Source organism: Psychrobacter immobilis, assembly GCF_904846235.1.
In the GTDB taxonomy this organism is placed as follows: Bacteria; Pseudomonadota; Gammaproteobacteria; order Pseudomonadales; family Moraxellaceae; genus Psychrobacter; species Psychrobacter immobilis_C.
The window spans coordinates 279,989-291,753 of the sequence record NZ_CAJGZN010000001.1 but is presented as its reverse complement, the minus strand read 5'-3'; the positions used below and the strand labels follow the sequence as shown (position 1 = coordinate 291,753).

Below are 11,765 nucleotides of genomic sequence, written 5' to 3'. Positions count from 1 at the left end.
GTGACTAAGCTAATCGCTTCTAATTTAAATTCTCGGGTATATTGGTTGCGTTTGTTGGTCATACTATTTTCCTTCTTTGGGTTAGTATAGCCTCTTAGCAGTTGTCCAATTTAATTATGCCACTACAATCAAGCTTACTACCTCTGGCTTTGGCAGCGGTTAATAGGCTTTGCCAGATTGTTGGAACCCCTAGAGCAACCGTAACATGACAATCATCAATGAGAGATACTAGGCTGTCACCATCGAGATTTGGACCAGGAAGTATGAGAGAGCAACCAGTCAGGGCAGCTGCATAAGGTGTGCCCCACGCATTGACATGGAACATCGGTACTACGGGTAACAAAACGTCTTGTGCAGAGAGCGCGGAGACATCAGGCATGCATAACGCCATCGCATGCAGCACAGAAGAGCGATGAGTATATAAAATACCTTTAGGATTACCGGTAGTTCCTGAGGTGTAGCATAAAGAGCTGGCTGTTGCTTCATCGAATTGAGGCCAGTCAAAGTCAGTAGAGTTTTCTGCTAATAGCTCATCAAAGAACAGTACATTAGGCAGTTTTTCTACGATACTATCATCTCGATCACTTAGACAAATGAAGTATTCAACACCTTTGATATGCTCTTTGATTGCCATAATTAGCGGTAGGAAAGTAGTATCAAAAAATAGCACACGATCATCAGCGTCATTGATAATGTAGCTCAGCTGCTCGGGGAACAAACGTGGATTGATAGTATGGCAAACCATGCCACTGCCTGAAATCGCATACCAAGCTTCTAAATGACGACGATTGTTCCAAGCCAAAGTTGCTATGCGTTCTGATGATTTAAGTCCCAGTGTAGCCAACGCATTGGCCAATCGTTTTGAGTTATCTGAGACAGTACGCCAATTGGTATGAGTCATCTGTCCATCGACTTCTTTGGACAAAACCGCCGTATCACCATGATAACGGGCAGCGTGTTCGATTAGACCACTGATCAGCAATGGCTGATACATCATTTTTCCTAACATAATACATTCCCTGTAGTTATTTGAAAGTCCGCTTATTCTTGCTACTGCATTGCCTGATGCGAAGAATAGGCCTCAACTAAGAATAATCAGAATTATTCTTTAAGACAAGTTAATATTATGTTCTCCATAGGCGACGAAAAACTGTGATTCAACTTCAAAGACTTGATGATTACTCTATATAAATAGTTTTTACTTTCTCATCAAAAGTTTATTGGTATCATTGTTTCTTTAATTAACCATAAAATTTAGACAAAAAAAATCCGACCACCTAAGTGATCGGATTTTTAATGTTTGGTGGAGATGGCGGGAGTTGAACCCGCGTCCGCCAGCATTACGCTCATGAATCTACATGTTTAGTTTCTGTCTTTAGTTTTAATCCGCACCGATCCGACAGTCAGGATGGATTGGACGATTCTCTACTTTTGAACCCAAGCAATTGAGACAATCACTTGTGGCGAGCCTACATGCGGACGCTTCAACTTAGTTAACCAACTGTAGGTGATCAGCAACTAAGTAAGCAGGGTTTAAGCTGCTAGAGCGTAAGTTTCGTCGTTTGCGACTATAACAATATATGTTTGATTAACGAGAGGACATACACTCTCGACATGCATCATTGAGTTTCATCACCAGCGTCGAAGCCAGAACATCCCCAATAAGACTGGCTATTATATAGGAGATATCGGTTAGGTTTCAACCTATAAGTAGCCTGCATTACATTACGTTACAGCTTAATAATTTACGCCAAAACAATGTTTAACCATTTACCGATATTTTGAATCTGCGGCATACAGACCTGATGTGCCATCGGATACGTATTGTAAGACACATTATAGTCCTTTGCCGACAATAACTGCTGGGCTTGCTCACCTAGGATAACAGGCACGACTGGGTCATGAGAACCATGCTCAATCAAAATCGGCATGTCTTTATTGGCAGCACTATACTCAATATTATCATTGGTCGCTAAGTAGGTAGAGAGCGTCATCAAACCCGCTAAGCGCTCTGGATGACTGAGCGCCACATGATAAGCAACCGCCCCGCCCTGCGAAAACCCAGCGATAACGATATGTTCAGGTTTGACGCCGCGTTCAATCTCGCGGGCAATCAAATCGCGAATCTGCTGCGAGGATGTCTCAATTTGTGTCACATCAACTTTGCGCTCAAGACTCATCTCCAAGATATCATACCAAGCCGGCATCACCATCCCACCATTGACCGTGACAGGACGCTTGGGCGCATGCGGAAAGATAAAACGTACTGCCATATCATTAGCCAAGCCAAGCTGCGGTACAACTGGCTCAAAATCATGACCGCTAGCACCTAAGCCATGTAGCCAAATCACTGCGCGATCTATCTTTTTTTGAGAGGGATTGTGCTCAACGACGACGGCGTCTAAATAGTTACTCATAGTTATCCTTAATAATGTAGTGAGATATGCCTTAAGCATTTTTGTATTTTTTGCCGAAATAATGTGTGTGTCATTATATGGTCAATATCATCTGTTAGTTTGAGAGTATGGTCAATAGTGAGGTACTAAACGGACAATAGCAAAAATGTGAACAGTATAAGAAGACACGTATGATTTTACGACCGATAAGCTCAATACCATCAGGCTCAAGTACTGTCAGCTGTCTATTCTTTAGTACATGTGCCTACAATTGTATCCGCATTAATGCTAAGTTCTTACAAGGCTAAGCTCTTACAAAACTAAGCTTTTACAAGAATGCACGACACTTAGCTTCTTTTGGCAAGTAGCAACCAATAGTCAAACGTTAATTTTTCAATTCCTATCCATACGTCCGATGGGATTTTTTTATAATTTTGCAGGAACATTTTACATGACAATTTCTAATAAATCAGCGCTTGAGCTGAGTAAGCACACGCTGGCTAAGGTTAATAAGATTAATATCGCCTTACCTTTAACGCTGATCAGCTCATTATTGATAGTAGGCTGCACTACCGATAGCCGATCAACGCTCACATCAAAAGCCCCTTTATCGACAGTGCAATCACAGCCACAATCGCCCTCACCTGTCGCATATACCTATGGAGTGCGTCCGTTTTATTTGATAAATGATATGGATGAAGGACCATTAAAAGAAGAGCTACAGGCATGTAGAGGGCAACTACCAAGTAAGACAGACTTCTCTATTGCGCATCGAGGTGCGCCATTACAGCTGCCTGAACATACTTATGATAGCTACGTGGCGTCAGCACAAATGGGTGCTGGCATCTTGGAATGTGATGTCGCTTTTACCAATGACGGTGAGCTTGTCTGTCGTCATGCCCAAAATGATTTACACACCACTACTAATATTCTAACCACACCGTTGGCTAACCAATGTACCGTACCGCCCATTTTAGACGCTAAAGGCAAACTTACCAATGCCGATAGTATCGAATGCCGAACCTCAGACATTAGCGTTACTGAGTTTAAAACACTGACGGGTAAGATGGATGCTGCCAATAAAAAAGCAACCAGCCTTAGTGAATATATGAATGCGACTGCGCCTTGGCGAACGGACTTATACTCGCAAAATGGCAAAGTATTAACCTTAAAAGAGCATATCGCATTGGCTCGTAAGCTAGGTATGAAGCACACGCCTGAGTTAAAAGCACCCGCCGTGACCATGCCGTTTAACGGCTATCGTTTGAACGACTACCGCCAACAGCTCATAGATACTTATAAGGCAGCAGATGTGCCTGCAAGCGATGTATTTGCCCAGTCATTTAATATAGAAGATCTGGATTACTGGATCAAAAACGAGCCAGCTTATGGGGCTAATGCCGTTTATCTTATTGATGACAGTAATGAGACCGCTAAGGATAAAACATTTGATAAAAATGACGCAACCACTTGGAAACACTCATTGGCTGATATCAAAGCACGTGGCATTAACACCATTGCACCAGCACTTTGGTCGTTAGTCACTACTGATGGTAAGGGGAATATGCAACCATCAGAATACGCAAAACAAGCCAAAGCCAATGGTCTAAAAATCATTACCTGGTCGATAGAGCGTTCAGGGCCATTAACTGATGGTGGCGATTGGCACTATATCGGTCTTAGCGATGCTATCAACAATGATGGTGATATGATGAACTATATTGACGTACTAGCGCAAGACGTCGGTGTCCAAGGCATTTTTTCAGATTGGCCCGCTACAGTGAGCTACTATGCCAACTGCAAAGGTCTTAAATAGGTTTTCGCTTAGTCTATTAATAGATAATTACGCTTAATCTTCGTTATCAAGGCCAGCTTATTTATTGAGCTGGCCTTTTTTAAATGTATTAAAGTGATCACATCGCACACTATCTACTGAGCACCCTACTTTTCCATTAACTTTTCACACCATTTAACTCGTGGCAGCAAGAGCAGTCTGCTGTTTTGTGCTACGATAATTTACTAAGCTTATAAGACGATGTAGAGACTATGACCCATATTTTACTGGTAGAAGATGATCCTGCGATCGCGATGTCACTCAAGGTCACCTGCAAACGCGAAGGCTGGCAGATAACTTGGTTGGATAATGCCAGTAGCGTGTTACCCATGCTGCATAGTCATGAAGCACAAGATCTATCAGCTATCATTATGGATGTCGGTCTGCCAGATGGTGACGGCTTGAGCCTATGTCAACAAATACGTCATACACCTGATATCGACGCCTTAAAAGATTTGCCTATCGTGTTTTTGACAGCGCGTAGCGATGAGGTCGATCGTATTCTAGGATTGGAGATGGGCGGCGATGATTACTGTGCCAAACCCTTTAGTCCACGTGAGTTGGTCGCGCGTTTAAAAGCCATTTGGCGCCGTGAACAGCTGATTCAACAGTCAGGCTCTCATATCATAAACTCAGATAACAGTACGGATAATACTTCCTCGAATAATCTATCAGGACAAGCATTAACGTTTGAGAACCAATCTGGCGTTTGGCATTATCAACCGCTGAACTATTCATTAACGTGGCAAGAGCAAAAGCTTGAGCTTAGCAATACAGAACGCAAAATTTTGCTGACATTATTGCAAGCGCCGCAGCAAGTTTTTAGCCGTGAGCAATTACTTAGCGCAGTAAGTGATTATCCTGACCACCGTTTGGCACGCACGATAGACAGTCATATCAAATCAATTCGTAAACAGCTTGCTATAGTAGATGCTAATGTCGATGTCATCCATACGCATCGCGGACTGGGTTACGCATTATGTCCCGCTTAACAGTGGCTGCTAGTTTATGAATAATAACACTAATCCTGCTGAGAATGATATTCATAACGACCAAAGCAATTGGTATGCCAAACTGCATCCTATTGGTACTGCTCAGCAAGCTCCTAAACGCAAACGGCTGCTCAATTTAAGTATATTTTTTAGGATTTGGCTAGCCGTTGCGTTGGTGCTCGTCATATGCGGTGTGGTTGTGTTTACTCAGTTGTTTGGCTACGTCAAGCCAACCGCGCAGCAAGTCATCGAAGACACGCTCCTAGACACTAGCAAACTGTTAGCAGCCAGTCTCCAAGTGCCATTATCTACAGGACAATTATATGATGAGGAATATCAAGCGCAACTTGATGCTGCATTTGTGGGCATGCCAGCGATGGATGAAATACTCAGTCCTGTCGATCAAACCAAAAGCTACAGTAGCTTTCGCGTATATGTGACAGACAATAGCGGCATCGTCATTTATGACTCATTACCCAAACCTGATAATAATGAAGGGCAGAACTATGGACGCTGGAACGATGTTTATCTCACATTAAAAGGACAATACGGCGCAAGAAGCACGCTGCGAGATTATCAGCGGCGCGATGGTTCGGTCATGTATGTGGCTCAGCCCATCAAAAATCCGTCTGGAGATATCATTGGCGTGGTCAGTGTCGGTAAGCCTGTCGCTAGCGTATTGCCTTATTTAGATGACACACGTAACCGCATGCTTATCACCGCACTACTTATCAGTATCGCCGCCCTTATACTGGCAGGTCTAGTGGCATGGTGGCTTAAGCAAAGCATTACCTTGGTGACTCAATATACCAGTGCATTAGCAGAAGACACCAAAAAGCCTTATTTTTATCTGGGTCATGAATTAAATAGCCTAACAGATACTATCGAGACTATGAAGCATCGACTCGAAAATAGAGCTTATGTCACTGATTATGTCCATACTTTGACCCATGAGCTAAAAAGCCCTTTGACCGCCATTCGCGCCAGTAGTGAGCTGTTAGAAGATGATGGATTAGATGGTCATATGCTTGATAAGGATGATCGGCAGATACTCATTGAGACGGTTGGTGAGCAAAGCGTAAAAATGCAACAGCTCATCGACCGATTACTGTTGCTTGCAAAAGTAGAACAGCCTACCTTTAAACTCAACCGACAACTGACTCCCTTGTTACCATTATTGCAAAGCCTGATCAAAGATAATACAGCCAAGCAGCAACAGCAGAATCTATACCCTATCGATATACATATTGATAATAAGAATGTGACCAATACTGCAAACTTGCCAGCAGAAATATTGGCATCGACCAGTGTATATGCTGACCAGTTTTGGTTAATACAGGTACTGCAAAATGTGCTTGATAATGCGATACACTTCGCCAAGCGTACTGTTGATATTTCACTGCACAGCACTGCTCGCACCGTCACTATCGATATATTCAATGATGGAAAGCTGCTACCTGAATATGCTATAGCCAAAGCATTTGAGCGTTACTTTAGCTTGTCTCATCAAAGCCAACCCTCAGCTCAAGCAACGGAACAAACAACGAATCGCACAGACAGCAATAATCTATATACAGAGTCGGCAGATCCTACGACTGAGCCGAGGCAAAATGACCATAGTAGTAATATGCTCAAGAAAGGCACGGGCCTTGGACTCACCTTAGTAAAGCAAGTGATTGAACATCATGGTGGTCAGGTAGCCATTAATAATGTTCATGCCAACGATAATAAAATTAGCCCTGATAACACTGATACTGGTAAAGACCAACGTTCTGGCGTGATGGTTAGTATTACCCTGCCCTTAGCTTGAGAGTAATAATTTATAGTCGATTCAATTTAAGGGTAGTACAAGGCAACCGAGTGCAGATGTATATGTGATACTTCAAGCGAGGTTAACGCTGTAATACTTTTATAGTGGAGTGACTATATAATAGTTCATCAACTTTCCATCATGACTACACAGGATTTCTACTTCATTGTTTTACGATAGCACTAGGATCTGTTGAACCGTCAAATTCGTAAAGTAAATTAGGAGGAGAAGTTCCATGTCACATCAATTAACGGATAACCCTATCGTCAAGAGCCTAATCGGCTTTAGCCGTCACTACTGTGCACAGACATTAACGAGCCAAGGCGTCGATAGTATTGAGTTTGGTCATTGGCTAGCGATTCCTAGTCAGCGGTTATTATTGGTATTTCGACACCAGCAGTGCGTAGCTATTGATGAGTATCAACTGGCAGCTTAATACTTTACTCGCTCAACGCGTTAATTGTATTTAGGTAACACCTGTATTTTATTTGGACATAAAAAAGCCCTTTATTATTTCTAGTATTAAACTACTGGAAACAACAAAGGGCTGATTATATTAAAACAAAAATACTAAGTAATCGATTGTACTGGCGGCTTCACATCAGCGTTTTGACCACGGTGACGTAGATAATGATCAAGCACTACAATCGCTAGCATCGCTTCGGCAATAGGCGTAGCACGCACACCAACGCAAGGATCATGACGACCCTTTGTCAGCATATCGACGGCTTCACCTTGAGTGTTGATGCTCTTGCCAGCAGTGGTAATGCTAGAGGTTGGTTTTAAAGCAATACTCACACGGATATCTTGGCCTGATGAGATCCCGCCCAAGACACCACCAGCATGGTTGGCTGCAAACCCATCTGGCGTCAGCTCATCACGAGCACTATGTCCGAATTGACCTGCTACCGCCATCCCATCACCAATCTCGACCCCTTTAACCGCATTGATACTCATCATCGCATGAGCGATATCAGCATCTAAACGATCAAATACTGGCTCGCCTAAGCCTACTGGCACACCGCTCGCAATGATATCAAGGCGCGCGCCACAGCTAGTACCTTCACGGCGCAAGTTATCAATCAAATTTTCAAAACGGCCAATCGCTTCTTTGTCTGCACAGAAGAACGGATTGCTGTTTACAAACTCCCAATCGATCTGGTTCGGGTCTAGTACATTGCTATGCTCATTGCCGATTTGGGTAACATGACCACGAATTTGTACGCCCAGCCGTTCTTGCAAATATTTCTTGGCGATAGCACCAGCTGCTACACGCATGGCCGTTTCACGCGCTGAAGAACGACCACCACCACGATAGTCACGGAAGCCATATTTCATACTATAAGTATAGTCAGCGTGTCCAGGACGGAAAGTATCTTTAATATCGCTATAGTCTTTAGATTTTTGATTGGTATTGCGAATCAATAAACCGATAGACGTACCTGTGGTTTTGCCTTCAAATACGCCAGAGATAATCTCAACTTCATCAGACTCACGGCGCTGGGTTGAATACTTAGACGTACCCGGTTTGCGACGATCCAAATCTACTTGTAGGTCGTCTGCAGATAATGCTAAACCTGGTGGTACGCCATCAACGATGGCCATAAGGCCTGCCCCATGCGACTCACCACAAGTGGTAACCGTAAAAACCTGCCCAATACTATTGCCTGCCATAACTGTCCTTAAACAAGTAAACGCTACTGATGACTATGTGACCAATCACTCATGGTTATTACTTATACTGCTTGTAATGAGTGATTATAATTGTTTCTTATAGTTTCGGCTCGTGCAGCCGATGCCTATCCGACCTAATATTTATCTATTGAAGACTATCTAATAGCTGAACATAAGAGGCAAACAATTGACGATTTGAGATTAGCTCATCGTAGGTAATGGCAAACACACCATGTCCACCATGTGCAAACTTCAACCAATCAAACTGAATGTCAGGATAAGCTTGGTTTAACGCCCATTCGCTGTCACCCACTTCGCAGATGAGCAAACCATCTGGACTCAGATAATCTGGTGCTTCTAACAAGATACGATGCACCAAATCCAAACCATCTTGACCTGCAGCTAGCGCATGCTCAGGCTCATATAAGAACTCAGGTGGTAAGTCTGCCATAATTGCCGCATCGACATACGGTGGATTGGTAACGATAAGCTCGTATTGGTTTTCGGCTGGTATCTTAGCAAACAGATCAGACTCAATCACATTGACTTGATGACCCAGATCGTGATGATCCACATTGACCATCGCCACATCCAGCGCGCCTTTATCGATATCGACCGCGTCAACCAAGGCATCAACAAAGCGTGTGGCAAGTGCAATCGCGATACAACCAGAGCCTGTACATAAATCTAAGATCCGCTCAGGCTGCGACAATTGCTTGATATCTAAACCATGATCATAAAATGCCGCTGATTGCTCATTAGGACGGACACCGAGTGGTTTGGCCAATTCAGTCACTTCAAAGTACGGATGGAACTGCTGACGAATCAACTCCGCAATCGGTGAGCGCGGGATAAGTACACGCTCATCCACATAAAAAGGCAAATCACAGAAGTATGATAAGTTAATCAAATAGCTGAGCGGCTTACGTTCGGCAATACGCTCTTCTAGCAGACCTAGCACCAACTGCTTTTCAGAAGTGGTCAGACGACAGTCTAAAATCTGCTCATTAGCAGACCAATCTAGAGACAAAGAATGCAACACAATGGCTGATGCTTCTGCAAACTCATCGGTCGTGCCTTGCGCAACAACCACATCATAGTTACGCAACTGAGTGACTGAAAAGCGAATAAAGTCGCGAATGCTGACAAGCTGCTCGCGCGCTTCTTCTAACTCGGCATGCAAGTTAGCAAGTTCGCCGTCCTCACCAAGAAGTCCAGTTTCTAGATCATACTCCATCTCGCCCTCTGACTCATTATCGAAGTATTGGTTTTGAAACTCTTCTGCACTCATTGTTTGGTCTTCTGACATATCGCACCTTATGGATTAACTATTAGCGGGTTAAATGGCTTTTTGCTAAAAATCGATCTATTAATGAAAAAATTAATCATACATTATAGACGTAAACACCAAATAGCGCCAATCACTGTCGTTTTTACTGAAACAAAAAATAGTGAAAATAATGAGGAGTTTGCGTAAGAATCTAGCATGGCGCCATACACACCTTAGCTAAATTATTACCCAACTGTAGCGAATACGTCAGCAGTTGACGTTTAGCCAGCTCTAAATGCAAAAAGATATACCAAAAGTTTGCGAAGCAACCGAATTATGCGCATAATAGCCGCATTAGTAGCAACCACAAGTGACTCAATATGATGAAAATAAAGCCAATTATTACTGCCATATCTATCGCAGCTGTAAGCGCCAGTGTAGCCGCACTTGCTGCACCTGCCGATAATACTCGTACATTGCCAGTGCGCACATCGAACGCTATGCCAGGTCTTGCCAAAAAGGTTAGCCTTAATGTGCAAGAGAACCGTAGTCGCTCAGATGGCGCTGCTACTGTACAGTTAAATACAGAGAAAGCGAAACCAGTCGACAGCATGAACCAGCTTATCAATAATAAGCAAGAAGCCAACCAAAACGTGCCAGCCCCAGCTGCTGACAATATGAGTGCAGCAGAACTGACGCGTAAAGATGAGCAAGCTGACCGCAATGATGACATTAGTGAAGGTCAAGCCGTCGCGGCGCCTAGCGACCTATCATCTATCGACTCGTCTGATCCACTCGCTTTTGAGTTACCAGAGAGTGAGAAGCGTCAAGACTTTAGCGATGATCCGACCATCAAAAACATCGAAGACAAAGATGGTAAGAAACATACAACGCTGAACTTGTCGAACTATGCCAAGCAAGTGAACGGTGCTGTTTGGTCACCTAATATGAAAGTCAACTCAGCGATGACCATTAAAATGCAGGCGCTGCTCGATTGGAACCATGCTTCTCCTGGTCCTATCGATGGCGGTTGGGGCATGAACAGCAAAAAAGCCCTTGTTAACTTCCAAACGATGAAAGGCTTGCCAGCGACTGGTAAAATGGATCAAAAAACTTGGGATGCCTTGGTTAAAAATATCCCTGCAAACAAACCCGTACTGGTCACTTATACGTTGACCGCAGACGATATCAATACCAATTTTGCGACCACGCCTTCTGGTTCAGAAGCGAAGTCAAAAATGAAAGGTCTTTATTATCAAGATATCAAAGAGATGCTAGGTGAACGTTTCCATATGGATGTACGTTACTTAGATAAACTCAACAAAAATAAAAAGTACGCTGTTGGCGAGACTATCACGGTACTAAATACTCGTGACAAGCTGAACCAACGTATCAATCGCGTGGTTGCCAACAAAGCCGACAAAACATTGTATGCCTATAATGGTGACAAATTGGTTGCTACTTATCCGACGACCGTCGGTAGCGATGCCACACCGTCTCCAAAAGGCACGTTCAAAATTATCAATAAAGTGAAAATGCCTTGGTATAAATCAACCGTTGGTGAAGGCGCTCAAAAGAAAGTTCATATGATAGCACCAGGACCAAACAACCCAGTCGGTGTCGTTTGGATGGGATTATCTAAGCCTTCTTACGGTTTACATGGCTCACCAGTACCTGAAGGTATCAGTCGTCAAGGCTCAGCAGGTTGTGTTCGTTTGACCAACTGGGATGTGTTAGAAGTTTATGCCAACATCGAAAATGGCGCGGTTGTCGAACTTCAATAAATAGA

The 11,765-nt window shown here is 43.4% G+C and carries 8 protein-coding genes, 1 other RNA gene and 1 pseudogene; 5 read left to right on the top strand and 5 right to left on the bottom strand.

Features of this window, described 5'->3' with window-relative positions:
* Positions 1–127: 127 nt before the first annotated feature.
* From JMX07_RS01260 to JMX07_RS01250, 3 genes and pseudogenes are all read right to left on the bottom strand, one after another.
* Positions 128–1,009, bottom strand: a pseudogene (locus JMX07_RS01260) (AMP-binding protein); the annotation flags it as partial.
* Between the two features lie 292 nt (positions 1,010–1,301).
* Positions 1,302–1,660, bottom strand: a transfer-messenger RNA (tmRNA) gene (gene ssrA, locus JMX07_RS01255).
* 85 nt (positions 1,661–1,745) lie between these two features.
* The gene (locus tag JMX07_RS01250) at positions 1,746–2,417 is read right to left on the bottom strand and encodes an alpha/beta hydrolase (RefSeq protein ID WP_201605638.1); all 672 of its coding nucleotides are present in this window, start codon (positions 2,415–2,417) and stop codon (positions 1,746–1,748) included.
* 430 nt (positions 2,418–2,847) lie between these two features.
* Here JMX07_RS01250 and JMX07_RS01245 point away from each other — a divergent pair, with 430 nt between their 5' ends.
* The 4 genes from JMX07_RS01245 (at position 2,848) to JMX07_RS01230 (ending at position 7,468) form a co-directional block, all read left to right on the top strand.
* Positions 2,848–4,212 (top strand): glycerophosphodiester phosphodiesterase family protein, encoded by a 1,365-nt coding sequence (locus tag JMX07_RS01245; RefSeq protein ID WP_201605631.1) that lies wholly within the window; start codon positions 2,848–2,850, stop codon positions 4,210–4,212.
* 230 nt (positions 4,213–4,442) lie between these two features.
* A complete protein-coding gene (locus tag JMX07_RS01240; RefSeq protein WP_201605628.1) occupies positions 4,443–5,222 on the top strand; it encodes a response regulator in 780 nt (259 codons plus the stop codon).
* Positions 5,223–5,238: 16 nt separating this feature from the next.
* Entirely contained in the window at positions 5,239–7,032 is a 1,794-nt protein-coding gene (gene creC, locus JMX07_RS01235; RefSeq protein WP_201605619.1) for a two-component system sensor histidine kinase CreC, read from the top strand.
* Between the two features lie 235 nt (positions 7,033–7,267).
* On the top strand, positions 7,268–7,468 hold the full coding sequence (locus JMX07_RS01230) for a hypothetical protein (RefSeq protein WP_201605611.1): 201 nt from the start codon (positions 7,268–7,270) through the stop codon (positions 7,466–7,468).
* Between the two features lie 134 nt (positions 7,469–7,602).
* Here the strand turns inward: JMX07_RS01230 and aroC are convergent, their stop codons facing one another.
* Positions 7,603–8,706, bottom strand: coding sequence for a chorismate synthase (gene aroC, locus JMX07_RS01225; protein WP_201605609.1), 1,104 nt, complete (start codon positions 8,704–8,706; stop codon positions 7,603–7,605).
* A 145-nt stretch (positions 8,707–8,851) separates the two neighbouring features.
* Positions 8,852–10,015 carry a 50S ribosomal protein L3 N(5)-glutamine methyltransferase gene (prmB, locus tag JMX07_RS01220; RefSeq protein WP_201605601.1) on the bottom strand — a complete coding sequence of 388 codons (1,164 nt, stop codon included), beginning with the start codon at positions 10,013–10,015 and terminating at the stop codon, positions 8,852–8,854.
* Between the two features lie 341 nt (positions 10,016–10,356).
* Here prmB and JMX07_RS01215 point away from each other — a divergent pair, with 341 nt between their 5' ends.
* On the top strand, positions 10,357–11,760 hold the full coding sequence (locus tag JMX07_RS01215; protein ID WP_201605599.1) for a L,D-transpeptidase family protein: 1,404 nt from the start codon (positions 10,357–10,359) through the stop codon (positions 11,758–11,760).
* Positions 11,761–11,765: the final 5 nt, after the last annotated feature.

What these genes read in the sequence shown, in the direction of transcription:
- JMX07_RS01250 (WP_201605638.1), bottom strand. Translation starts at nt 2,417, where the DNA reads ATGAGTAACTATTTAGACGCCGTCGTCGTTGAGCACAATCCCTCTCAA.
- JMX07_RS01245 (WP_201605631.1), top strand. Translation starts at nt 2,848, where the DNA reads ATGACAATTTCTAATAAATCAGCGCTTGAGCTGAGTAAGCACACGCTG.
- JMX07_RS01230 (WP_201605611.1), top strand. Translation starts at nt 7,268, where the DNA reads ATGTCACATCAATTAACGGATAACCCTATCGTCAAGAGCCTAATCGGC.
- creC (WP_201605619.1), top strand. Translation starts at nt 5,239, where the DNA reads ATGAATAATAACACTAATCCTGCTGAGAATGATATTCATAACGACCAA.
- prmB (WP_201605601.1), bottom strand. Translation starts at nt 10,015, where the DNA reads ATGTCAGAAGACCAAACAATGAGTGCAGAAGAGTTTCAAAACCAATAC.
- aroC (WP_201605609.1), bottom strand. Translation starts at nt 8,706, where the DNA reads ATGGCAGGCAATAGTATTGGGCAGGTTTTTACGGTTACCACTTGTGGT.
- JMX07_RS01215 (WP_201605599.1), top strand. Translation starts at nt 10,357, where the DNA reads ATGATGAAAATAAAGCCAATTATTACTGCCATATCTATCGCAGCTGTA.
- JMX07_RS01240 (WP_201605628.1), top strand. Translation starts at nt 4,443, where the DNA reads ATGACCCATATTTTACTGGTAGAAGATGATCCTGCGATCGCGATGTCA.